Source organism: Spartinivicinus ruber, from assembly GCF_011009015.1.
Taxonomy (GTDB): domain Bacteria; phylum Pseudomonadota; class Gammaproteobacteria; order Pseudomonadales; family Zooshikellaceae; genus Spartinivicinus; species Spartinivicinus ruber.
Window position 1 is genome coordinate 1,174,759 of sequence record NZ_CP048878.1, and the last position, 22,583, is coordinate 1,197,341.

At 38.5% G+C, this 22,583-nt stretch carries 25 protein-coding genes; 11 read left to right on the forward strand and 14 right to left on the reverse strand.

The genetic code is table 11. The features are described from left to right. The first annotated feature begins 57 nt into the window (after positions 1-57). A complete protein-coding gene (locus G4Y78_RS05400) occupies positions 58-954 on the forward strand; it encodes an AraC family transcriptional regulator (RefSeq protein WP_163832060.1) in 897 nt (298 codons plus the stop codon). Positions 955-1,117: 163 nt separating this feature from the next. Here G4Y78_RS05400 and G4Y78_RS05405 read toward each other — a convergent pair whose 3' ends face one another. The 4 genes from G4Y78_RS05405 to G4Y78_RS05420 form a co-directional block, all read right to left on the reverse strand. Next, positions 1,118-2,341, reverse strand: a complete 1,224-nt coding sequence (locus G4Y78_RS05405) for a S8 family serine peptidase (protein WP_163836391.1) — start codon at positions 2,339-2,341, stop codon at positions 1,118-1,120. Positions 2,342-2,565: 224 nt separating this feature from the next. Next, positions 2,566-3,105 (reverse strand): S8/S53 family peptidase, encoded by a 540-nt coding sequence (locus tag G4Y78_RS05410; protein ID WP_163832061.1) that lies wholly within the window; start codon positions 3,103-3,105, stop codon positions 2,566-2,568. Positions 3,106-3,431: 326 nt separating this feature from the next. Next, positions 3,432-4,373, reverse strand: a complete 942-nt coding sequence (locus tag G4Y78_RS05415; RefSeq protein WP_163832062.1) for a hypothetical protein — start codon at positions 4,371-4,373, stop codon at positions 3,432-3,434. A gap of 214 nt (positions 4,374-4,587) precedes the next feature. After that, positions 4,588-5,367 carry an IS5 family transposase gene (locus G4Y78_RS05420; protein ID WP_163832063.1) on the reverse strand — a complete coding sequence of 260 codons (780 nt, stop codon included), beginning with the start codon at positions 5,365-5,367 and terminating at the stop codon, positions 4,588-4,590. A gap of 349 nt (positions 5,368-5,716) precedes the next feature. On the opposite strand from G4Y78_RS05420, the gene G4Y78_RS05425 reads away from it, so the two are divergent. Together G4Y78_RS05425 and G4Y78_RS05430 are read left to right on the forward strand one after the other, a co-directional pair. Beyond that, positions 5,717-6,700, forward strand: a complete 984-nt coding sequence (locus G4Y78_RS05425; RefSeq protein WP_163832064.1) for a hypothetical protein — start codon at positions 5,717-5,719, stop codon at positions 6,698-6,700. Positions 6,701-6,936: 236 nt separating this feature from the next. Next, on the forward strand, positions 6,937-7,452 hold the full coding sequence (locus G4Y78_RS05430) for a lysozyme inhibitor LprI family protein (protein ID WP_163832065.1): 516 nt from the start codon (positions 6,937-6,939) through the stop codon (positions 7,450-7,452). 56 nt (positions 7,453-7,508) lie between these two features. Here G4Y78_RS05430 and G4Y78_RS05435 read toward each other — a convergent pair whose 3' ends face one another. The 3 genes from G4Y78_RS05435 to G4Y78_RS05445 are packed head-to-tail and all read right to left on the reverse strand — an operon-like array spanning position 7,509 to position 10,290. After that, a complete protein-coding gene (locus G4Y78_RS05435) occupies positions 7,509-8,441 on the reverse strand; it encodes a tetratricopeptide repeat protein (RefSeq protein WP_163832066.1) in 933 nt (310 codons plus the stop codon). Positions 8,442-8,443: 2 nt separating this feature from the next. Then, positions 8,444-8,911, reverse strand: coding sequence for a hypothetical protein (locus G4Y78_RS05440; protein ID WP_163832067.1), 468 nt, complete (start codon positions 8,909-8,911; stop codon positions 8,444-8,446). Positions 8,912-8,949: 38 nt separating this feature from the next. After that, entirely contained in the window at positions 8,950-10,290 is a 1,341-nt protein-coding gene (locus G4Y78_RS05445; RefSeq protein ID WP_222937644.1) for an ATP-binding protein, read from the reverse strand. A gap of 192 nt (positions 10,291-10,482) precedes the next feature. Between G4Y78_RS05445 and G4Y78_RS05450 the strand changes: the two genes are divergently transcribed. Further along, positions 10,483-10,905 carry a hemerythrin domain-containing protein gene (locus tag G4Y78_RS05450; RefSeq protein WP_163832069.1) on the forward strand — a complete coding sequence of 141 codons (423 nt, stop codon included), beginning with the start codon at positions 10,483-10,485 and terminating at the stop codon, positions 10,903-10,905. Positions 10,906-11,035: 130 nt separating this feature from the next. Here the strand turns inward: G4Y78_RS05450 and G4Y78_RS05455 are convergent, their stop codons facing one another. The 5 genes from G4Y78_RS05455 to G4Y78_RS05475 all read right to left on the reverse strand — a co-directional run bounded on the left by G4Y78_RS05455 (position 11,036) and on the right by G4Y78_RS05475 (position 14,727). Beyond that, a complete protein-coding gene (locus G4Y78_RS05455; protein ID WP_163832070.1) occupies positions 11,036-12,148 on the reverse strand; it encodes an alkene reductase in 1,113 nt (370 codons plus the stop codon). 92 nt (positions 12,149-12,240) lie between these two features. Further along, positions 12,241-12,831, reverse strand: coding sequence for a TetR/AcrR family transcriptional regulator (locus G4Y78_RS05460; protein WP_163832071.1), 591 nt, complete (start codon positions 12,829-12,831; stop codon positions 12,241-12,243). A 131-nt stretch (positions 12,832-12,962) separates the two neighbouring features. Then, positions 12,963-13,364: an MBL fold metallo-hydrolase gene (locus tag G4Y78_RS05465; protein WP_163832072.1), complete on the reverse strand. Its 402-nt coding sequence runs from the start codon at positions 13,362-13,364 to the stop codon at positions 12,963-12,965. Beyond that, positions 13,334-13,819 carry an MBL fold metallo-hydrolase gene (locus G4Y78_RS05470; RefSeq protein WP_163832073.1) on the reverse strand — a complete coding sequence of 162 codons (486 nt, stop codon included), beginning with the start codon at positions 13,817-13,819 and terminating at the stop codon, positions 13,334-13,336. The genes G4Y78_RS05465 and G4Y78_RS05470 overlap by 31 nt, the downstream gene beginning before the upstream one ends. 140 nt (positions 13,820-13,959) lie before the next feature. Next, complete coding sequence (locus G4Y78_RS05475; protein ID WP_163832074.1) at positions 13,960-14,727, reverse strand: type 2 periplasmic-binding domain-containing protein; 768 nt, start codon at positions 14,725-14,727, stop codon at positions 13,960-13,962. A gap of 166 nt (positions 14,728-14,893) precedes the next feature. On the opposite strand from G4Y78_RS05475, the gene G4Y78_RS05480 reads away from it, so the two are divergent. The 7 genes from G4Y78_RS05480 to G4Y78_RS05510 all read left to right on the forward strand — a co-directional run bounded on the left by G4Y78_RS05480 (position 14,894) and on the right by G4Y78_RS05510 (position 20,077). After that, the gene (locus tag G4Y78_RS05480; protein WP_163832075.1) at positions 14,894-15,724 is read left to right on the forward strand and encodes an alpha/beta fold hydrolase; all 831 of its coding nucleotides are present in this window, start codon (positions 14,894-14,896) and stop codon (positions 15,722-15,724) included. 33 nt (positions 15,725-15,757) lie between these two features. After that, positions 15,758-16,069, forward strand: a complete 312-nt coding sequence (locus G4Y78_RS05485; RefSeq protein WP_163832076.1) for a DUF1244 domain-containing protein — start codon at positions 15,758-15,760, stop codon at positions 16,067-16,069. A gap of 128 nt (positions 16,070-16,197) precedes the next feature. Continuing rightward, entirely contained in the window at positions 16,198-17,475 is a 1,278-nt protein-coding gene (locus G4Y78_RS05490) for a serine/threonine protein kinase (RefSeq protein WP_163832077.1), read from the forward strand. Positions 17,476-17,511: 36 nt separating this feature from the next. Further along, positions 17,512-18,291 (forward strand): MlaA family lipoprotein, encoded by a 780-nt coding sequence (locus G4Y78_RS05495; RefSeq protein ID WP_163832078.1) that lies wholly within the window; start codon positions 17,512-17,514, stop codon positions 18,289-18,291. Between the two features lie 61 nt (positions 18,292-18,352). After that, positions 18,353-19,069 carry a glycine-rich domain-containing protein gene (locus G4Y78_RS05500; RefSeq protein ID WP_163832079.1) on the forward strand — a complete coding sequence of 239 codons (717 nt, stop codon included), beginning with the start codon at positions 18,353-18,355 and terminating at the stop codon, positions 19,067-19,069. Then, a complete protein-coding gene (locus G4Y78_RS05505) occupies positions 19,069-19,593 on the forward strand; it encodes a hypothetical protein (RefSeq protein WP_163832080.1) in 525 nt (174 codons plus the stop codon). The genes G4Y78_RS05500 and G4Y78_RS05505 overlap by 1 nt, the downstream gene beginning before the upstream one ends. 226 nt (positions 19,594-19,819) lie before the next feature. Then, positions 19,820-20,077: a hypothetical protein gene (locus G4Y78_RS05510; protein ID WP_163832081.1), complete on the forward strand. Its 258-nt coding sequence runs from the start codon at positions 19,820-19,822 to the stop codon at positions 20,075-20,077. 104 nt (positions 20,078-20,181) lie between these two features. Here G4Y78_RS05510 and yaaA read toward each other — a convergent pair whose 3' ends face one another. Both yaaA and G4Y78_RS05520 read right to left on the reverse strand, forming a co-directional pair. Further along, positions 20,182-20,949, reverse strand: a complete 768-nt coding sequence (gene yaaA, locus G4Y78_RS05515) for a peroxide stress protein YaaA (RefSeq protein WP_163832082.1) — start codon at positions 20,947-20,949, stop codon at positions 20,182-20,184. Positions 20,950-21,124: 175 nt separating this feature from the next. Next, on the reverse strand, positions 21,125-22,522 hold the full coding sequence (locus tag G4Y78_RS05520) for a PhoH family protein (protein WP_163832083.1): 1,398 nt from the start codon (positions 22,520-22,522) through the stop codon (positions 21,125-21,127). Positions 22,523-22,583 lie beyond the last annotated feature (61 nt).

Below are 22,583 nucleotides of genomic sequence, written 5' to 3' on the forward strand. Positions count from 1 at the left end.
GTATTGTTTATGATATTTTCAACTATTATTTTAGCTGTAAGTAGATAAGGTTATCTGATGGTTGTCGCTTCATCTCCCCTTAATGATTTATTGTCTGTTTTTTCAATGCATGCATTTGTAGTAAAAAACCTGCATACTTGTGATGGTTTACTATTGTCTCCACCTTCTAGAAACTATGGTAGAACATCCTTTCACTTGGTATCAGAGGGGATTTGTAACTTAGAAATAACCGGTAAGAAGAGTCTTCAACTGAAGGCTGGTGACTTGGTGCTATTTCCAAGGCAAATGCCGCATAAACTTTATGATGTAGAAAAAAATAATGCTTCCAATAAAGCAGGTGCTTTGTGTGCCTATTTATCATTTGATAATCCTCAAGTGAATAGCTTTCTGGACGTATTACCTGATATTGTGTTAGTTCCTTATATAGAAAAAACCAAATCTTGGATAGACCCTTTATTGAAGTTAATCATTATTGAAAGCGATTCCCCAGAATTGCCTTTAATAATTAATAAACTTTCTGAGATTCTTTTCGTCAGGATATTAAAATACTATATTGATAACCATCAGTCGCTGGGGATATTGGACTTGTATACCGATTCATTAACCTCAAAAGCTTTATCTGCAATACATAAAGATATTGCGAAAAACTGGCAGCTCGAAGAGCTGGCAGGTTTATGTTCAGTATCAAGAACCACATTAGCAAATAGGTTTAAAAAACTATCAGGTATGTCACCCATGGAGTATTTAGTCTGGTGGCGTATGCAAACAGCCTGGAAAAAACTAAAAAATAGGGAGGCAGTTATTGAAGTGGCTGAAACCGTTGGCTATCAATCTGTATCTGCCTTTAGTAAAAACTTTAAAAAAATTTTTGGTGTTGGGCCTGGAGAAGTCAGAAGACAACACTTTGCTGAGTTTGATCCGACTAAAGTTGAAAATAATCAAAAAAATACTTGAGCTCCCTCATCCAGTCTGATTATTGTTGTTATTCATAGGGTTGAAACTTCATATAATTCATATCCCTCAAACCATGAAATACCATGGTTTGAGGGAAAATGAAAAAATTAGTTAATCAACTCTGCTTTAAGGGAAACATTACTATATGTTGACGCAGGTGCTATCATAATATGATAAAACTGGTCAGAAGTAGGATTTTTAATTTCAATAACATCGGTACTATTATCTTTTGTTGAAGAAAAGTCATTTTCAGTAGCAGAGGGCCAACCATTAACTGCTTCTGATACATAAGGTCGGCATTTCCCTCACCATCAGTTAAAGATAACTTGAGAGTTTTAGTCCCAGTAGGTACAAAAACATAATAGTATTTATTATTTTGTTGTGATGAAATATTTGTTTTTGCGATACAGTTTTCTAATGCTCGAGGATCATCTAGGTAACCATTGTAGATATCATTGATTTTTGTTTCGCTAGAGTTGTTGAGGTCACTGCTAAGTGCTTGCATAAGAGCATAGGCATCAACAACCCCGCCTGTTGAAGATAAGTCTGAAAAGTTGACTTTTTCATCATCCGCTCCAGGCTTTACGACTTGTAGACGAGGACAGGCTCTTACAGTATTTAGTAGGTATTGCTTGAGCGTTTGAACATCAAGTTCTGGGTATTGTGACAAAGCAAGAGCTGCAACACCTAAGACAACAGGTGCAGCCATACTGGTACCACCATGCTTTTTATATTCATTGTTGGGGGGCGTAGAGAGAATGTCGTCACCTGGAGCAAATAAATCTACACTTTTTTTGCTATAGTTAGAAAAACCGGCAGCGAGCTTATCAGGTTTAATAGCAGATGCACCAACCTCTAGCCAGTTATTTAAACTAACACCTAGTGATATGTATTTGCTAGGATAGCTAGGATTCAAGTCTATATTTTCGCTATCATTACCTGCTGCATGAACAAGCAACACACCTTTGCTTTCAGCGTATTGAAAGGCTTCGATAACAATTTTTTTATGCGGTGAATAACGCTTGCCAAAACTCATATTAATAATACGAGCACCATTATCTACTGCATAACGGATGGCGTTAGCAACATCTTTGTCCCGCTCGTCCCCATTAGGAATTGCCCGTATTGCCATTATTTTAACGTTATTAGCAACACCACTTATACCGATATCATTATTTCTGTTCGCTGTAATTATACCCGTAACATGAGTACCGTGATCTTCATCAGGGCTAGCAGGAAGTACATTATTGTTGCCGTAACCTGTTTCCCTTAAGTTATTAGGGTCGTCTTTAACAATAGAGGCTCTTGAATCATGGTTTAAATCAAAATATCCTTTTAAGGACTTTACGTATTCATCAAGTGAGCTTAAGCTTCTACTATCTCTAATAAGTAATTTCTTTCTGCCATTACCTCACTATCAGAGTGAGAAAACTGCTCTATGCTAAATTTAGAGTAATCAGTGAGGCCATAGATAGATATAACTGATTTTGCATCATTAATATTTTCTTCAGTTTCCAGCCAATAGTTAAAGTCATACTCAGCGATTTCTTGATTGTATCTTTCTTCTACTTTTTGGAAATATCTAAGTTGCTCTTCAGATAGCGTTGTTCCTTATGCTTTATACCTGGCATACTCTCTAGTGACTGCTTTGGTATCAATTGTAACTTGGCTACCATCTGATCCACCAATAAAGTTCCAGCCATGAATATCATCAATATAACCATTGTTATCATCATCAATCCCATTATCTGGGATTTCATCATTATTCACCCACATTTTACCTTGAAGGTCTTCATGATGAATATCTATACCTGAGTCAATTACTGCAACAATGATAGGTGGATTGCTATTGTTCAGGTGTAAGTTGTTGTATACCTTGTTTATATTTGAACCTTCTATGCTATCCTGTTCAGGGTTTAAGTTAAACCAATCATTGGTGTTTATTGAATCTTGTAAAAGCGTATTGCGTTTAACTCGTCGTTTTTGTTTGCTGGGATGTTTGGGTTTACTGATTATTACCCCTTTAGCATTTTTGAGTGGTTTAAATACTACAGTTTTGGGGTCATTTGTTGGTGCTGCAAAACTACTGGCTGAGACTACTGATAAAAATAATGCGGATAATGGAAATAGCTTTGTTTTATTAAATTGCATTTGTAGTCCTGAAGGCTATACGTTATAAAATGTGTGTAATTAATCTTATATAAGTTTTTGTATATACATTGTTTGGCTTCTATGTCTCCTATAGTCTTTACATAAGGAGAGTAGAGTGTCTGGATGTTACTGATAAGTAACGAGTGGTTTCAATACTTTTTATGGAAGAATCGTATAAATACTTATTTATTTACAGTAATTACTGTTTTGTAAATTGGCTTTTATTGGATTTAAATGAGAAGTATTTAACTACCTTGAATCTTGAATTATACTAGTACTTATTCAGGGTATAATATAAAATGATAATTGTCTGTATAAGGTAGTTGCTAAACCCCCTGAGCACCGGTAGGTGGTGGTAGCCACTCAGGTTTATGCTGTTGTAATATCTCTCTAGGTACATGTGCTAGTAAGAGTTCTTTAAGGCGTTGCTTCGGCATGAACTTATTACGAAGCTCTTCAGGAAGGTATTCTCTTAATAATTTCATTGGGTCTTCTGGCTTCGGCTCGGGTGGTAGTTTTTCAATGTGCCGAGACCATCCTTCACCATCACAAACGACAGTTGATCCACCAATTTTGGTATTTTTAAAAGGGTCACCGATTTTGCTTGAAAGCACCAAATTTAGATCAATCTCGGAAGCGGGAGAAGACTTATACTTATCATCAATACCATTATCACTGCATATTTCTATTCGTACATTTGTATCTTTAAAATTAATATCAAAGCCTGCTTGCACACCCTCTCCCCATTTTAGAGCAGGGAATGTTTTGCTTTCATAGTCAAGGTCAAGTTTGTCGTATCGGTCCAGTCCATTTGAACTTTGAAGTTGCTCGCCATTTAAAAACACAAATACTGAATTATGTACCACACCTTTGTTGTCATTATCGCTCCAGACAATGGTACCAGGTATGACAAGTCTATCTTGCTGACCTTCACTTAATATTCTCAATTGTTCAACCAGTTCATCTTTCTGTTCAGTGCTGAAAGGAGTGAGCTCATCGCCATGTTGATTCCAGTAGTATTCTGGGGCAATAAAAACATCGTTTTTCGATTGTTCAAGTGCTTGAGCAATCAGGCTTAGACGTACATCAAACGTTCCTTTAGTGTCATCTAAATTAGCAACGCTTGGGCTCCAGGCAGTCACGCCTAAATGGCTGCCAGCAAGTGAGTCAAACTGTGAAATATTATTAATAGTGGTAGAGAAGCTTGTCTCGACTAGTGGAGCTTGCTCTATTGATTTAAAACTAGGGTGAGATATTGTATTTGGCATAATATTTTTACTTAGTTGTAGCTAATTAATTTTATTTGAATAAATGGTTTTTATTAATTGGTGATATACACAATATATGGAGTTATTATTTTTTGTTCATAATTGGGTTTGATATTTTATAACAGGTTTTAATTGAGCGAGCTATCAATAATTGTTTTGGTTTAACAGTCTGATAGGGAGGGCTATGTTTCAGAAGGTGTTTTAAAATAAAAGCTTAAGCGATTCTCCTGACTAAAATATGTAACATGGCAATCTGTATCATTGCTTCACTATTTTTTGTTAGAACCTCATAGTCTTTAGCATGTCGTCTATAGTTAATTAGCCAAGAAAAAGTACGCTCAACCACCCAGCGCTGTTTAATAACATTGAATCCTTTACCTGCCCTTTCAACCACCTCTAGAATAATTTTTCGAGTAGCTTGATGAAAGTCTTTAACCCAATCAATAATAGGCGTGCCAGAATAACCGCTATCCAGCCAAATTTTGAGTAAACTCGTCATGCCTTTTGCAACATAGCCCTTAAGTAGCTGTTTTAATCCCTCTCGCTCACCAACGGCAGCTGAAGTCACTACAACACAGATAATAATACCAAGCGTATCAACTAAAATATGACGTTTGCGACCTTTTACTTTTTTACCACCATCAAAACCAACATGAATACCTTGCGTATGAGTTTTAATACTTTGACTATCAATACAACCTGCACTGGGATCGGCTTTTCTTCCTACTTTTTCACGATAGCATTTCCTGAAGGTATCCATAATGGTTTCCCAAACCCCCTGCTGGCTCCAGGAATTAAAATAACCGTATACTGTCTGCCAACAGCCAAAGTCTTTAGGCACCATTCGCCACTGACAGCCAGTTGTTAGGACATAAAGCAATAGGCGTCTATTAACGGGTGGTCTGCCTCTATTGCCAGGTTGCCATTTGGATGCAGGTAATACAGGGCTCAGTATTTCCCATTGTGTATCAGTTAAATCTGTTGGATAATCCATTTAGGCTCTTTTTATTGTTTATCTTTGATTTTTGCGAAACCAATAATAAACAGTAAGGGAGCCTATTCCTATATGCCCGCCGTACGAGTAACCCCTTGGTAGTTATCTCTTACAATACAACTTTGTATGCATTCACTCTTTTTAAAACACCTTCTCAGGGTTAGTACTTGGCTAAATATTGAAGTCATTAAGTAAGGTCAGTAACCTTTACTTGTTTTACCTGGCAGTCATCCAAACGACATGTGTGCGTCACTAACTCCATGATATTTGATGCTTTATTGACCGATCTTAGGCCTGAAGCTAGTCTTTTTCTATATAAATAGGTGCAGAGTATTTGACGGGGCAGAGAATGAAAAGATGGCTAGGAGTGTTAGTGTTGTTGGTGACATTCCACACCCATGGTGCGTTGCTGACTGCCGAAGAGGAAAAGAGCAAAACCACTATCTATGAAAAGTACGACACTGAATCCATTTTGATAGAAATCAATGAGGTGCAAAACAGGCGTCGTAATCTGGAGCTGGAGAGGAGAGAGAAAGCCAAGCGACTGGTTGAGTATAAGGAACGATATAAACAAAAAATTCAGGAGCTTGAAACAACTCTGTTGAAGAGTAAGCGAGCTGAAATTACCAATGAGCTACTTTCATCGGTTGAAAGTACGCCTAAAGTGTTGTTTCAAGACCTTGAAGATTTGGCTACAAATATTAGCCGGTTTGAGATCAGTGAGGCCTCAACAAATCAGCAACTAACCCAGTTTACAACCAAGTTGGATGCTTTAAAGCGTAACTTTAAACGTACTCGTAATCAAAAAGATATCCAATTATTGGCCTTACGTGAAGTGATTCTGGATCGATATACGAAAGAAGTGTCAACAGCTAAAACCTTGGACTATAAGGGGACTTTTAGCTGTGGTACTCGGGTCAGTATCCATGATTGTATGGGATTGGTGCCACTTAAAAAACTGATTTTGGCTAAAGCACAGCAGAGCTTACCTGTCGCTAAAGTCGATATACTAGAGCATAGTTTTTCAAGTTTTTCATTGGATTTGAGTGGAAATGCTAAGTTTGCTGTAAATGTGCGTTTCACTGGCACGTTTAGTAATGATATTAATGAGCAGATTAATCGAGCATTAGGTATTAATGCATTTGAGGTAGTGATATTAAGCAATCGTGATGATGCTGAGCATTTTGTTAATGGTGATTACGTTGGTAAAGGCAAGCGAGTATTGACCAAAGTGAATGCAGGGCAGAATGCATTTTATTCCCTGGCAGCAAACAAGAAAGAGTCGGTGGTTGAAATGATTAGTGATAATCAGAAGCTAACATTCAACTTTTGATTCTTTATTTCCTCTAATCCAAATATTGTATCTAGTGTTAAAAAATATTTTCCAATTGGTTTATACCTGAAAAATAAGTGTTCTGGCGCTATGTTTAGGCAAAATAGCCTACTTCTGTAAAATACAGTAAGATGGTCTTGTAACGAAGTGGCATTAAGTGATAATACCCAATGTGATGGGTATATACTTGATTGCATGAGCAGTCTAATAGTAACTGACATCAGGAAAAGTATAAAATGCTGAAAGTATTGTGCTCTGGTATTTTTCTTTTATTTTTTATTTGCACGCAGGCCTATTCAATTGATTTTGATTATAAAAAGGTTAGTGATTTTAAAAAACTCAGTGATTTTAGCTCTGTTGAAAAATTTGAAAGTGAATTAGCAAAGTATGTTGAGGACTGCTTAGCTAATACTGGTGGTGGTACTGGTGGGTTACGTTGTTATATTGGTTCTAATGTATGGGATAGGGAACTTAATATTTATTACCAGAAACTCAATTCAAAACTTAGTCAACAAGAAAAAACATTGCTCAAAAAATCCCAATTAACCTGGCTAAAAAACCGAGATGATACCATTGAGTTTGTGACTGAGTTTTTAGTAAACAGATACCCAAGACAAGGCACTATGTTTCGGTTGATGCAAGCTGGTGATCTGGATGCTGTAATGACTCCATTTATTAAGCAGCGAGCCTTGTTTCTGAAAAGATGGTTTGAGTTTGAAAGCCAAGCGGAACCAGAGCCTGTCAAGGGTTGACAGGCTTGAGATAAATAACTTGAAGACTCTTTGAAAATTCACATTTAGAAGTGCATTTAAAACTCTTTATTAAAGGAAAATGACTGCAATTCCTTAGCAAGTGAGCGTTGAAAAATAACAGGACCAACCCAACTATAAATGCAGAAGGCCAGCCAGACGAAAGTGCTAATAATTGCTGCATTGCCCATTTCTAAATCGCTAAATAACTGATTGCCTAACCGATAGAGAAAATATAAGCTGATCAGAATCAGAATTTGCTTTGCTTCACCAATTTTGGCCATAAAACTATTGAAACGCCACCATAGTCCCAGCCAGGGACTTTGCTTGGCTTTAATGGCGCTCATTAAAAATAATGGTTTTACTGCCATTGCATTATGGCTTAGTGCCCATAATGCGTGGTCTTTTGCTTCTTGCATATTCCCTAGATGTAAATGAATAGACCCCATTAGGGTAATGGCATCCTGATCATCAGGGTCTAAATGCATGGCATCTGTGGCATAAGCTTGTGCCTGTTGATAGTCACCTTTTTCCAGATGATATTCACCAAGGGCTACATGACAGCCGACCAATTCGGGTTGGATGGCAATAGCTTGCTCTAATATAGGTAACACCTGTTTGGTTTTCCCGGTTAGCTCCAGCAGGTTTGCTTTTGCCAATAAATAAGTAGCATTGGTAGGCTCTAGTTGTGTGGCCTGATTTAAATTATCTTCAGCCGTAACAAACTGGCGCGCAGCAGTTAAGATAACCCCTTGGGCATAATGGCAAAACCCTAAGTCTGGGGCTAGTCGTAAGGCAATAGCCGCCTCATGTTTTGCTGCTTCCAGACGCTTGTTATCAAATAAACAAATGGCCAGTAGCGCATGGGCTTCAGCGATATCTGGCTCATAAGACAGGAGCTGTTTCAGACTATCAATGGCGCCATGGGTGTCACCATGATGAAGTTGTTGGTCGGCGAGTGTAAGCAGCCGTTCAAATCGATTGTCGTTCATACTTACCTTAACACCAAAAAAATAAAACTGGGTAATAGCTGATGAAGAGAGATCTGTTGAAATACAATAACCATGGCGATAAATGGAATGGCACCATTACTGATGGTTTCTTGATAATACTCAAACAGCTCGAAACTGCGGTTTTGTAATACAAATACTTTATAGGAAATGGCAAGTTTCCAAATTGTCAGCACAATAAGCAAGTAAGGAATAGTGGGCTTATCAATAAGGCCTTGGCTAAGCGCGGCAATAATGGCAAATACACCAAAGGTGGAGCCTAATAAGCCTACTATAATCCAGCCGATTTCTTTTTTTAAGTAAGGGCTGCCTTGAAAGAAACCATTGGCAATAAACCACAACCAGGAAATGCCAGTATTGACAAACATTAAAGTAAATAATGGCCACATTGGCCTTACAGCAAGTTTGGCCTGGGCTGTAGGGGTAGGCTCGTCAGGTATTGTATAAGTCATAGGTAGTTTAATTGTCGATTAATATTCAGGCTAGACATTTAATATTTGCCGTGTTTTTTCATAAAACTCAGTACATCGTTATATAGGCCCGATTCGTTGGCATATTTTGCATAGTTGCGAGCTGAAGTGAGCCAGTCAATGGTAGTGGCTTTCACTTCACCCATTGCCTGTTGTAGATGTTGTTGGTTTAGGAGAACATCCTCTTGGCTGGTAATTGAGTCTTCAATTGCATCGTCGATTGCTGTTTCCACTAGGTTTTGTAGGTCGGCACCAGAAAAGCCGCTGGTAGATTTTGCCAAAGAGGATAAATTTAGATTGCTTTCTGTTGGGCGATCTTTGAGTAAAATATTAAGAATATTTTCCCGGGCTGTTTGATCGGGAGGTGGAATAAAAATCAACCGATCAAAGCGACCAGGCCTTAAAAAAGCAGAGTCAATTGCCCAAGGCACATTGGTTGAGGCTAGCACCAAAACCCCATGATTATTTTGGGCAAATCCATCTAGCTCGGATAAAAATTGGCTAACTAATTTGGACGAAGTGCTTTCCCTTGAATATTGACGTTTACCACCAATGGCTTCTACTTCATCAAAAAAAACTACGGCAGGTGACTGATTACGAGCCTGTTCAAAAATAGAGTGCAACCTTTTTTCTGACTCACCAATATACATATCAAGAATGTCGGCAAGTTCAACATTAAAAAAGTTAGCGTGGCACTCACCAGCAGTTGCGCGAGCTAACAGGGTTTTACCACATCCTGGTGGGCCATATAGCAAAATCCCTCCACCCACGCGCTTGCGAAAACGCTGAAAGAGTGAGGGCTTTTGATAGGGGAGTATGATTTTTTTATTAATTTGTTTTTTAACCTCGGCCAAACCACCAACATCAGCAAAAGTCACTGGTTTTTCAGCAGGGGCCAGAATTCGCTTTAGCTCTGTCACATTGGTATCGTCATTAGCAATGACTTTGAGCTTAGGGCGGCCTTCTTGGTGTTCATCGTCATTCATACCCAGTCTGGTTTCTAATGTTTTATCCTGTAAAGCAGAACTGGCTTCAATGGCCTGTTGATAGTGGATTTTAGCCCGCTCTGGATTACCACAGGCAAGCTCAGTTTTACAGAGTAAAAGCTGGGTTGATGGGGTATCACTGATGCAAAACTGTTTAGTTTTTTCTGGCAGCCCAGCTTCTAGGTAGGCTTTGGCAATAGTCAATTGGTCCTCAACATTAGTAACTACCTCTGGCGTGAGGTGGCTAAGGTGATGGATTGCCTGATCAATACCATGTAGTTGTTTGCTTTCGCGGAAAACCGTTAATCTGAGGGGTAAGTTATCGGGTGATACAACTAAAGCATCAATTAACGATTGGAGCGTCTTGTCATCCACAACAGTTGTCATCCATAGGTGTGTATTGATTGAGAGCATTTTAACTGAAATCAACAATAGAACGAAAGTTAACTTACAGTTTTAGTACGGGAAGGCAAAACTATCTACTTGGTAGCTACTAGCTGTTAGTGGTTTACAGGAGAGAGTATATACTTGACTATACAGTTTATAAAATAAAGGCTTACATTGATTATGGAAATGCAAGGTCAGTCGCTTATTGATAGCTTTGTTGTCGAGCACAGGGCTATTCAGCGTTTGTTGGATGAAGCTATGTATGAAGGGGTTGGTTCAGCACAGTGTAAAGCAAAGTTATATAAAGCTAAACAGTTAATTTTATCTCATTTACAAAAAGAAGATGATCTATTATATCCTGTTTTAATGGAGCATCACTTCAGCGAGCTAGCAGAAAACTACGCTCAGGATATGTTAAGTATTTCCAAAGATGTGTTGAATTTTTTTGAAAAATTTGAAAATGGTGAATACGAAAATCAAATTATGGAATTTGCCAAAGCCTTAGGTAATATTATTGGCGTTTTGGGGCACCGAATTCAAACAGAAGAAGTGATGCTTTACAAAAGATATATTGAGTGTATTGAAAAAGCACCACCGAAATAATTTGCGAATAACAATTAATAAAACGACAAGCAAAGAGGGGGTCGCAAAAGGTCAGGAGCGCAGTAGTTTTGCGACACCCTCTAAAGGGAAAGTGGGAAGCCCTTTATTTGTCGTATTTATAAAAGTACCTTTAAGCTAGCTCTGTTACAGGCTCTAATAATGGATAATCAGTATAGCCTTTTTCATCTCCTCCATAGAAAGTCTCTGGCTCTGGAGTATTAAGTTCCGCCTGCCGCTGGAATCGTTCTACTAAATCCCCATTAGCTATATAGGGTCGGCCAAAAGCCACTAAGTCGGCCAAGCCTTGTTGAATTATTTGTTCTGCTTTAGTTTGAGTATAAGCGCCACAAACAATAATAGGGCCATTAAACGTTTGGCGTAACTGCTGCCTAAACTTATCACTATAAGGCACTCCATTATTCCAGGTGGGTTCATTAATGTGAATATAGGCTATTTGTCGTTTATTAAGTTGTTCGGCTAAATAAATAGCCATTGCTTCAGCTTCAGTATCAACAATATCATTAAATTCGCCTTTTGGTGATAACCTAATCCCTACTTTTTGAGCGCCTATCGCATCGATGAGTGTGTCAATGATTTCTAAAGTAAAGCGTGCTCGGTTAGTAATAGAGCCACCATATTCGTCAGAACGTTGGTTAGTGTTAGTGGCCAAAAACTGGTCAGGTAAATAGCCATTGGCTGCATGCAGCTCAACTAAATCAAAACCAGCTTCCATAGCATTAATTGCAGCTTGTCGGTAGTTGGCGATAATTGCTTGAATTTCTTCAATGGATAATGCTCTAGGTGTATCGGTGCTGATACGAGTTAATTGACCCTGCTGTAAGTTATAGCTTCTGCCGCTTTCAGCTTTGATGGCAGAAGGAGCAACGGGTGGCTGGCTATCTGGTTGGAAAATTCGATTGGAAATACGCCCTACGTGCCATAGCTGGATAGCTATCCGCCCTCCTTTCTGGTGTACAGCTTGGGTAACTTGTTGCCATCCAGTGATTTGTGCTTGGCTGTAAATGCCGGGTGTACAAGCGTAACCCTGGCCCTGTGGCGAAATTTGGCTAGCTTCAGAGATAATTAACCCTGCTGAAGCTCGTTGGGCATAATATTGCGCCATCAACTGGTTGGGCACATCACCAGTACTAGCTCTGGATCGGGTAAGGGGGGCCATGATGACACGGTTTGGTAATTTTAAGTCGCTTAACTGAAATGAAGAAAGTAGCTTGCTGTTTGACATTTGTTATTCCTTAGTAGACCAGTCGTCTAGTGCTGGGTTGAAAAAAATGAGGCTGGATATTAATTATTTCAAGCCTCATCAACTTAAGAAGTTTATTTGGTTAAAATACCTTTAGTTAAGGCCATTGCATTGGTAATGGCAGATTCATCATGTCGCACTTTAGTGATTAAGCTAGCACCAATCCACTGCTGGTATAAGGCAAGTGCTGCATCTTGTGGGTCTAATTGTTCAGGTAGAGAGCCATCATCAACGCCATGCTGAATACAAGAAGCAATTTTTTTAATAACAGAGTCAATGCCTGTTTTTAAGATTAAGCGCATATCGTCGGATAAATCGGATACTTCAGCTGCAAGCTTGACAGCCATACACTGTTTATCACAACAAATAGTCGCTTGATTATCAAACCAACGTTGCCAATATTCCATTAACATTTGCTTACCAGTTTTTTCTGGCTGATTAAATAGCTCCATTAGCAGCTTGTTATAATTGTCAAAATAGCGTTTAAGTAGTTCTACGCCAAATTGTTCTTTGGAACGAAAGTAATGATAAAACGAGCCTTTTGGCACTTTTGCTTGCGCTAAAATTTGCGCTAACCCTACTGCAGAAAAGCCTTTGCTGAGAATTAACTGTTCACCAGCATTCAGGATAATCTCTTGAGTCTCTTGATGTTCACTTTGTATCATGTATTTATATTACATCCAATTAGACCGGTCGTCTAGTAAAGAGCGTAAGCTTTATTATATCAAATAGGATTAAGCCTCTTTAAAGTTCATTATATCCTTCTTAAATTAATTTTTTGGGTTTGCTGTTGTCTCTACAAGCCATTTGCTTTGGATATATAAGGGGAAGGCTTCTCATCTCTGGGGGTAGGGCCAAATAAAATAGAACGGATGATATTTTGCTTTGACATATCCCCCCGGGTAAGTAGCGTACGTAAACGACTTTCATTACCCAGTAGCTGCTGAGTAATCGCTTTTATTGAGTGTCCTTTGCGGTGTAAGTAACGAGCTTGGTCTTCTAGCTCCAATAAGTAGGCCAGTTTCTGTTGCAGTGCTTGTTTGCCTTGGTTCATGATAGGGCGATGAGCGCAAAATAAATCTGCAAATTCTAAAGTCACCAGCCGCTTTAAGCTTTCAATGGTTTTAGCAAAGTCCTCATCACCTCTAAAAAGCTTTATTTTGTCGGCTAAAAAAGCATCACCTTTGAAAATAACCAACCCTCGTTTGCTTCAAAAAAAACTACTTGGTCATCACAATGGCCTGGTGCAGGAATCACTTTGAACTGGTAATGATCTGTTTCGATGACATCGTCCAGACAGTCAACTAGTACAGTAGGTGCTTTTCCCCATACCATTTGATGATAGAGTTTGTATTTAAAACCGCTGGCCATTTTGGCTGCACTGGCAGGTGAAGCAAGTACTGAAAAGCCCGCATCTACTAAAGCGCTGGCGCTGCCTGTATGGTCTTCGTGGTGATGGGTAATAATGGTTTGGCGAATGGCTTGTTCATTAGCAAACTTTAAAACCCGACGATGCTTGCTATAAATCCCTGTATCTATCATAACGCCGTCAATAGCATAACATCTGACCGTCATTACAGGTGGAGCTATTTTGAACATGGGTTTTCCCATGTGTAATGCGGTAACGGGGCCAAAATTTTCGATGCAGTCCATGGCGTATCAAATACCTGTAATGAATGTCTTTTAATATTCTATACAAGATATAACGGTGAGAACATAGTTTTTAACGTGGTGATGGCAATGGGTTGTCAAACAGCTTGTTATGTAATTGTTATCAAAGTTAATTAACTGCTTTATGGAGAAAACTCAATGTTCATATTGTACTTATTTCGTAGAGTTTCTATTAGTCTGGTTTCAGACGCTAAAAACTGATTAAATGTTTCAATTATTTTAGGATGTTTAATGGTGGATAGACAGTAAGCACTTTTGATATAAGGTAATTTGTTATTAAATACCAATGCTTTAGGTGAATGGATAGTATAGTTTAAGTGATATTTAGCAACTGCAATATTCACATAAGCACCATCTAATTCACCAAACATTACTTGTGATAATAGTTCAATAATGCTTTCACTCTCATGTAAGTGTACTTTTCCTGATTTAATTAAGTCGTGATATCCCCATGGAGTAAAGTTTTTTATAGTACCTAAGTTTTTTAAAAAGCTTAGTTCTTTTGATTTTGCAGCAGGCATGACGATAATGCCATCGATATATGAGCTTACCGAATCACTGTAGTATATTTTTGTATCCTTTTTTCCTGCGGTATTCCATTGTGGGTTGTCGGGGTATTTAAAGTCGATTGACTGGTTTTTTAAAAGCGCTGCATACAGTTGGCTGACAGATAATAGGCGATATTCCACTGTGTAATTATTGGTTTTAGCAAAAGCATCTAATACTTCGCGGGTATAGCCTATGAGATCGCCTTCTTCAAAACTATAATGGGGGAGGTAGCTAAGCTTTTCGACACCAATAATTAAGTGGTTAACGTCTGTTGCATGACTTATTCCATTGAGTAACAACAAGCTAAATGACTTATAAAAAAATTTGAAAAAACTAGCCATATACTACTGATTAGAAGCCAAGTTACCCATAAGTTTATAAGTGTAGGGGGAATACGAAAAATTTTCCTTGTGTGCGCTGTTGAAACAATTGCTTGTTAGCGTGGGTCTTAGTTACTTACTGGAATCACCTTTTCGTGACGCTGCTGTTTAGTAGGGGGGCTATAGTATGTTTAAGTCTTGGTGGCAGCTGAGTATAACGATTGCTTCATTACTAGTTGTATTGGTTGTATCTGGTTATCAATGGGTTCAATTGGTCCAAGCATCAGCGAGCGTGAATACTAACTCTTATTTTCTAGGTTCAGAGCCACAGCGGTTGCACTATGTTAAAACGGGCAATCCAGATGCGGCTGTGCGTGTGATATTTATCCATGGAACACCAGGAAAATGGCAAAACTATTCTCATTATTTAGCTGATAAACAGCTAATGAATCAAGCGGAGCTCGTTGCTGTGGACCGTATTGGCTTTGGCCTTTCATCTTCCACCGTTAATACCTCATTAGCTGACCACGCAAAGTTGATACAGCCGCTACTAGAGACTAATAAGCAAGTGCTGTTGGTTGGACATTCACTAGGAGGGTCCTTAGCGGTCAAAATGGCAATTGACTATCCTGATCAAGTAAACAATATTCTGTTGATTGCAGCCTCTTTGGACCCAAGCTTGGAATCTCCTCGCTGGTATAACTGGGTAATTGAATGGCCAGTAATCCGTTGGTTTGTGCCAGACAAGCTACTAAAGGCTAATCAAGAAATATTTGGGTTAGCGAAAGAACTGGAAAAAATGGCGAACGATTGGTCAAACCTAAGGGCTAAGGTACATATTATTCATGGAAAAGAAGACATGTTAGCCTATTTTGGTAATGCTGAATATGCAATACAGCAATTACCGGGAAAAGCAGTTAGCTTGAATGCTGTTGCTGAAGAGGGGCATTTTATCTTATGGGAAAATGAGCGACTTATAAAAGAGGATTTGTTAAGGCTTATCCAGACGTTATTATAGCTACTTAAAACTTAACAAGATTAGTGAATGAGCATGGAACATACAAATAAACAGACTGAAATTGAAGCAGCGGTATTCAGACGACTAGTCGCGCATTTAGATAGCCGTAAAGATGTACAAAATATCGACCTAATGAATTTAGCTGGTTTTTGCCGTAACTGTCTTAGCAAGTGGTATGTTCAAGAAGCAAAAGAGCAAGGCATAGAAGTTGAGTATGAGCATGCCAGAGAGATGGTATATGGTATGCCGTATAGTGAATGGAAGCAGCAATTTCAGAAAGAAGCTACACCGGAACAGTTAGCACAGTTCAATCAAGCTAACACTGATAGTAATAAACACAAATAAGCCGTAATCAAACAAGGACACGCCTAAAAATACACGCTGATATGTTGTTAGTTAGAGCCTGACCTGTAGAGCTGCCCTCTGTAGACAAGGTGTAGTGTTTTTAGGGATGACAATGGATTGTCATTACAATGATTTCAAAGCGAAGATTACTATTTATACTGTTTTGGTTGTTAATGCTACCTCTTTATAATGTCTCATTAGCCTCTGAGTATGGTTTCCCTATAAAGAATCCTTTTTTTGCGACTATTGCATCCTCACCTCCAGAATATCAGCCTAAGCTAATGAATGACAGTGACATCCAACAGCTGTTAGTAACGATTAAAGGGCCGAGAAAGAAGCTGCCTGGTAATTTATGGGATGTTGAAAGTTTAATTGTTCCTGTCGCTTATCAACAGGTAGAAGCCCCATTAATCTTTGTTATTGCAGGCACAGGATCAAGTTATAAAAGCCAGAAAATGCAGTTTTTGAAGAAGATATTTTATCAAGCAGGTTTCCATGTCGCCTTATTATCCTCTCCCACCAACTATGATTTTATTGTAGCAGCACCACAAGCAAGGCCTGGATTAAGCAAAGTTGATGCAAATGATTTATACAAGGTAATGAAACAAGTGGTGAGGCAACTTAAGAATAAAAACAAAGTAAAAATAACGGATTATTTATTAGTAGGTTACAGTCTGGGAGCGTTACAAGCAGCATTTGTGAGTCATTTAGATATAACAGAAAAACACTTTGAATTTGAGAAGGTGATTTTAATAAATCCACCTGTAAATTTGTATACATCATTGCAAACGCTGGACAAACTAACATTGGCAAAGGCATATAAGGTTAATAATGCAGAAGACTTCTTTAATTTAATTTTTGATAAACTAGCAAGCTTTTTTGGTAGCCAAGGTTATATTAAAATTGAAGAGGGCTTGTTTTTCGATATTCAAGGCTCTGGACAAGCGTTAACCAGAGAGGAAATGGCACTACTTATAGCCGCGAGTTTTCGCTTTAGTGTGGCTGAAATGAGCTTTATGGTTGATCAGCTAAATAAACATGGTGTTTATGTAGCTGAGAATATTGAGCTAGACATTAGCGCATCATTGACAGATTACTTTAAGCAAGCTCTATTATGTAATTTTGCCTGCTATTTAAATAAGTTTGTGATGCCCTATGTAGATAAGTCTTTAGCTGAAGTGATTAAGGAAAATAGCCTGGAGGCTCTCCAAAACTACTTGGCTCAGTCGAGTCATATCTATGTGATGACTAATAAAGATGATTTTATCCTTTCCAATCAGGACATTGAGTTTTTAATTAAAATCTTTGGTGAACGATTAACCTTATACCCTTACGGTGGGCACTGTGGTAATCTTAATTATCAAAAAAATGTTGATGATTTGCTCAAGCTATTGAAATCAAAATAACAGCGTGGCAGCTGATTTCATAAAAGTATATTTAGTATGTGTAAAGTAAAAAAATGGATATTAATTTTTATTTGGTTATTTGTCAGTACACTTTGCCTGGCAAGTGAGAGAGAGCATCCACTCAAGACTTTGGATTTTCACGAAGAAAAAACAGTAATAGCTGATTTGGAGGATGTTGCGTTTATAGATACATATGATCCGCTAGAGTCAACTAACCGACTGTTGTATAAGTTTAACCGGCGGTTTGATGAGAAAATCTATTTGCCAGCTGTTTCTGCTTATGAATACCTTGTGCCAATATTTATTCAAGATAGAGTGAGTAAGGTTCTTGATAATGTTTCTGAGGTATCGAACATTGTTAATAATGGTTTGCAATTTAATCTGAAAGGGACGCTGTATAGCACCGGACGTTTATTGATAAACACTACGGCAGGAATATTGGGAGTATTTGATGTAGCCAGTTATATTGGAATTAAAAAGCAAACGGCTGATTTTGGTCACACTTTGGCCTTTTATGGAGTGAATGACGGTGCTTATATTGTACTACCCTTTGTAGGGCCAACCAATCTCAGAGATATGACAGGGCTTATAGTAGATAGCTTTTTACTCAATGAGGTCAATTGGCTCACCATCCCTCGTACCACTATTAGTCATCCCGCTGTTTTTGCGCTAAATGCTGTAGATCGTCGCCATCAAATACCATTTCGCTATGGCTCTCTGGACTCTCCTTTTGAGTATGATATGGTACGATACCTATATAGACAATCACGTTTGTTGAAACTAGAGGTGAATGAGCTAAGCAATCAACGTGAGTAGTTAGCCTCAAAAGCCTTCTACAGCTGTAGAGGAACCCTGAAGTATATAAGGAGTACTAGCATTGCAAACGTACATTACTACCAATATTGAATTGTGGGAAAAGTTAAGTAATTATCAGGTAGCCGCTCCACAGCAGCAGTTATTTATCAAAAAGCTGCAAATGGAAACAGGCTGGGATAAAGGCTTCTGTTTAAAAGCTGTTGAAGAATATAAAAAATTCTTATATTTAGCTTGTGTCAGTAAAACCCCGGTTACCCCTTCTAAAGTCATTGATAATGTTTGGCATTTACACCTGACTTTTAGTCGTTCTTATTGGAATGATTTATGTGACGATATTCTACAGCGGCCGATTCACCATGATCCCAGTGAGGAAAGTAATGAAGCATTAATGCAGGATCAGTATCAATATACTTTGCAACAATATGCTGATGAGTTTGGTTCTGAAGCGCCGGCAGATGTTTGGTTAAAGTGCTCAGAAAGACCCCAAAAAAAATACTTGGCTAAACTTTTGTTTCTTTCTAGCTTGTTATTTGGTTCTAGTTATGTTTATGCAGACTCAACTGAGTCGAAAATATCAATGTTTATTCTTTTGGTAGTTGTTATTTTTACAGTTTGGGGATTTCTGAGTGGTATTTTTAGCTCTTCTTCTAAAGGTAAAAGAGGTAAAAAAAAGGGAAAAAGTAATTGTTCATCAGGAGGGGGTGGCAGTTGTAGCAGTAGCTGTAGTAGTGGAGGGAGTAGTTGTGGAGGAGGTGGCTGCGGAGGTGGCGGTAATTAGTGACTAAATATATGTCTCCACTAAAGTTTGTTACTATTTTGTTGGCGGTAATATTACAGTATGGCTGTCAGCAAAATAATACTGATGTCACTTGGTATAATGCCCGTGAATACACTTTAACGCTATATAATGGCAGTCAACCAATTTTAGAAGTAGATGTGAGTTACATTGGTAAAAAGCCATCGGCTAATGTCAAGGTCAAACACAACTGGCAGCAACAAGATACGGACTTTTATCAGGTTAAGTTTACTAATTTATTTCAAGAGTCTATCCATTTTGAAAGTATTGTGTATGAATTAGAAAAAGGTAAGTTGCTAAGTAAAAAAGTAAAGAATAAGCAAGGAATAGCCGCTGATTGTGGTTTTGTTAAAATTTTGCCAGGAAATTCAATGCTTAATGAAAGCGCTTATGTCTGGTCTTACGCAAACAGTAATACCTTACATCGATACTTTAACTTGACAGTAGCGGGTAAAAATCTAACTGTCGATTTTCCTCTTGTCTACCTAAAGTCTAAGTCACTTTAACTTTATATTTCCATTATATTCTATTAATAAAGGGGATGCTGTCGATGTATTAAACAGCTATGAGAGTAATTGATTTTAATCCTGCCTGTTTTTTTTCTAATTATCTGATATTTAAAAGCCTTCAACTGTCTGGCAAATAATTTGCTTTGGCTAGTGTGCATTTATTTTTATCTACCACTATTTACTCTTAGTGATTCAATTTGCTTTGATAGTTTGAGGTGAGCCAATGTACCTGACAAGAGATAATAAGTTAGCCAATCAGGCATCCGATAATCAAAGTTTGCCGGACCAGATTATTTTAATTAAACAGCAATATGCCAAATTGTTGGATGAAAGCTTTTCCAAGTTACCTGAGAAGAAGGTAGAATATAGTTTATGGTCTTGGCTAGTGGTGTATGAGGCCTTACAGCGAGTTCTAGATTATAATTTACCCGCTAAAAAATTTGAAGATGAGTTAAAAAATGTTATTAGTACCAGGATGTGAGTAGCATAGCAGTTATTGGATAATATAGTTGATGAGTTTTATGTAGGTAACTCACACAATTTTTAACAGTATAAGGCCTGTGTGAGTTACGTAAAAGTTAATTGTTATGCTTTTCGGGTGAAAACCCACTCTTTCTCTGATGATAGCTCTGGTTGGTATTGATAGCCTGCCATATCAAATTGCTTTAATTTTTCAGGATGTTTGATTTTCTTTTTTACTAAATAATTAACCATCATGCCACGGGCTTTTTTGGCTAAGAAGCTAATAACTTTATATTGACCATTTTTCCAGTCTTTGAACACGGGGGTAATAATATTTGCATCAAGTAGCTGGGGTTTGACTGCTTTAAAGTATTCATTAGAGGCTAAATTAATTAGAGGGCCTTTAGCGTCGGTCAATTGTTGATTCAACTGTTGGGTAATTTGTTCTCCCCAAAACTGGTATAAATCTTTTCCATTGGGATTTTCTAGTTTAGTACCCATTTCCAGTCTATAAGGTTGGATTAGGTCCAATGGTCTTAATACACCATAAAGTCCTGATAATATTCGTAAATGTCGCTGAGCAAATTCCAGTTGTTTGTCAGTCAAACTTTCTGCTTCTAAGCCAGTGTATACATCCCCTTTAAAGGCTAATACGGCTTGTTTAGCATTAGTGGGCTTAAATGGCTGGCTCCACTCTTTAAAGCGAGCCACATTTAACCCTGCAAGCTTATCACTTAGTTTCATTAATTTAGCTAGTTGATCAGGGGTATATTGACGAAGGATTTTAACTAACGTTTCAGACTGTTTTAGCAACTCAGGCTGGGTGTACTCTGAGGCGGTGGGTGGGGTTTCAAAGTCTAAGGTTTTGGCTGGTGATATAACAGCTAACATATATGGCTCGATGGGTTAGTCTAACAGATAATCTAGTCTAGCGAGCTATACAAAAGATGTATACTTATAGAGGTGATAGGGAAGGTATATAATTCTTATGATGGATACTTCTTATATGGTGTATGGTAATACAGTACTGCCTTGAGTGCACAAGTGCACTCAAGAAGTATTAAAATTACAGATTTTGCTCAGCAAATTCGGCCAATAATGACCTGGGAACCCCTCGTAGTTGAATATTTCCTCCATAGGCAAAGTTTTTAAAGCGTTCTGTTAAATAGGTTAGTCCTGAGCTTGTTGCGCTAAGATAAGGAGTATCAATTTGTGCCAGGTTGCCCAGGCAAATCACTTTACTACCATTGCCCGCCCGAGTGATGATCGTTTTCATTTGGTGAGGAGTCAGGTTTTGACACTCATCGATAATAATTAAACTGTGCTGGAAGCTTCTACCACGGATGTAGTTGAGTGACTTAAAATGCAGTGGCACTTTTTTTAGAATGTAATCAATACTGCTGTGGGTACACTCATCATCGCAGTGGAGTGCTTCCAGGTTGTCGGTGATAGCACCAAGCCAGGGCTCCATTTTTTCTTCTTCAGTGCCAGGCAAAAAGCCAATATCCTCATCTAATCCTTGCACGCTACGAGTAGCAATAATGCGACGGTAACGCTTGCTGGCAACAGTCATTTCTATCGCGGCGGCCAGTGCTAAAATCGTTTTTCCTGAGCCGGCAGCACCAGTGAGATTAACCAAGTGAATATCGGGATCTAGTAATAATTGTAGTGCCATTGCTTGATATATGTCTCTAGGCTGTAACCCCCAGGCCTCTTGTTGCATCAAGAAATCATGGGAAAGATCCAGAATAGTCACTTCTGTGCTGGTTATGGACTTGATTTGCCCGATAAAGCCTTGCTCATCCAAAATAAATTTATTGGGGTATACCTCAATTGTCAGGTTATCTTTTGGGATAACGTGTAGTGTTCTGCCTTGCTCTTGAATAGTCGACACCTGCTGTATTTGCTCCCAAAATGACCCAGTTACTTCCTGGTAGCCTTTGCTGAGAAATTCAACATCTGTGATCAACTGGTCATTATGATAGTCCTGTGACTCTATGCCGCAACCTCTGGCTTTTAGACGCATATTGATGTCTTTACTCACCAGGATAACTTTTTCATCTTGGCTAGTATGTTGTAGCGAGCAGATATGATTAATGATGATATTGTCGTTTGCAGGTGAAAGGAAAGAGACGGCTGGATCATTAGGAGGCATCATAATTGCCAGGGTGCCCAAAGGAGGGGACTCATCGTAGCGGCGAATGGGCACGCCTTGCTCTACTTCCGCGGGAGGTGCACAACCAAGAATTTGATCAATAACCCTTATTGCTTGACGACAGTCTGCTGCGATGGTGTGTTTGCCTGTTTTTAACTTATCAAGCTCCTCTAAAACTGTAATGGGGATAATGACTTTATGTTCATCGAAATTCATTACCGCATTTGGGTCGTGGATGAGAACGTTGGTATCAAGGACGAAGGTGCGCTTCTGGCTCTTTATTAGCTCAAGCTGGATTGCATCTACCATAGGTGGGTACCTTTAAGTGCAAAAGACCGCTAACTAAGGAACACTTGCTCCTAAAGAAACT

Bases quoted from the DNA above. Each gene is read 5' to 3' on its own strand.
- G4Y78_RS05400 (WP_163832060.1), top strand. From the start codon at position 58: ATGGTTGTCGCTTCATCTCCCCTTAATGATTTATTGTCTGTTTTTTCA.
- G4Y78_RS05410 (WP_163832061.1), bottom strand. From the start codon at position 3,105: ATGCAATTTAATAAAACAAAGCTATTTCCATTATCCGCATTATTTTTA.
- G4Y78_RS05415 (WP_163832062.1), bottom strand. From the start codon at position 4,373: ATGCCAAATACAATATCTCACCCTAGTTTTAAATCAATAGAGCAAGCT.
- G4Y78_RS05420 (WP_163832063.1), bottom strand. From the start codon at position 5,367: ATGGATTATCCAACAGATTTAACTGATACACAATGGGAAATACTGAGC.
- G4Y78_RS05425 (WP_163832064.1), top strand. From the start codon at position 5,717: ATGAAAAGATGGCTAGGAGTGTTAGTGTTGTTGGTGACATTCCACACC.
- G4Y78_RS05430 (WP_163832065.1), top strand. From the start codon at position 6,937: ATGCTGAAAGTATTGTGCTCTGGTATTTTTCTTTTATTTTTTATTTGC.
- G4Y78_RS05435 (WP_163832066.1), bottom strand. From the start codon at position 8,441: ATGAACGACAATCGATTTGAACGGCTGCTTACACTCGCCGACCAACAA.
- G4Y78_RS05440 (WP_163832067.1), bottom strand. From the start codon at position 8,911: ATGACTTATACAATACCTGACGAGCCTACCCCTACAGCCCAGGCCAAA.
- G4Y78_RS05450 (WP_163832069.1), top strand. From the start codon at position 10,483: ATGGAAATGCAAGGTCAGTCGCTTATTGATAGCTTTGTTGTCGAGCAC.
- G4Y78_RS05455 (WP_163832070.1), bottom strand. From the start codon at position 12,148: ATGTCAAACAGCAAGCTACTTTCTTCATTTCAGTTAAGCGACTTAAAA.
- G4Y78_RS05460 (WP_163832071.1), bottom strand. From the start codon at position 12,831: ATGATACAAAGTGAACATCAAGAGACTCAAGAGATTATCCTGAATGCT.
- G4Y78_RS05470 (WP_163832073.1), bottom strand. From the start codon at position 13,819: ATGGACTGCATCGAAAATTTTGGCCCCGTTACCGCATTACACATGGGA.
- G4Y78_RS05475 (WP_163832074.1), bottom strand. From the start codon at position 14,727: ATGGCTAGTTTTTTCAAATTTTTTTATAAGTCATTTAGCTTGTTGTTA.
- G4Y78_RS05480 (WP_163832075.1), top strand. From the start codon at position 14,894: ATGTTTAAGTCTTGGTGGCAGCTGAGTATAACGATTGCTTCATTACTA.
- G4Y78_RS05485 (WP_163832076.1), top strand. From the start codon at position 15,758: ATGGAACATACAAATAAACAGACTGAAATTGAAGCAGCGGTATTCAGA.
- G4Y78_RS05490 (WP_163832077.1), top strand. From the start codon at position 16,198: ATGATTTCAAAGCGAAGATTACTATTTATACTGTTTTGGTTGTTAATG.
- G4Y78_RS05495 (WP_163832078.1), top strand. From the start codon at position 17,512: ATGTGTAAAGTAAAAAAATGGATATTAATTTTTATTTGGTTATTTGTC.
- G4Y78_RS05510 (WP_163832081.1), top strand. From the start codon at position 19,820: ATGTACCTGACAAGAGATAATAAGTTAGCCAATCAGGCATCCGATAAT.
- yaaA (WP_163832082.1), bottom strand. From the start codon at position 20,949: ATGTTAGCTGTTATATCACCAGCCAAAACCTTAGACTTTGAAACCCCA.
- G4Y78_RS05520 (WP_163832083.1), bottom strand. From the start codon at position 22,522: ATGGTAGATGCAATCCAGCTTGAGCTAATAAAGAGCCAGAAGCGCACC.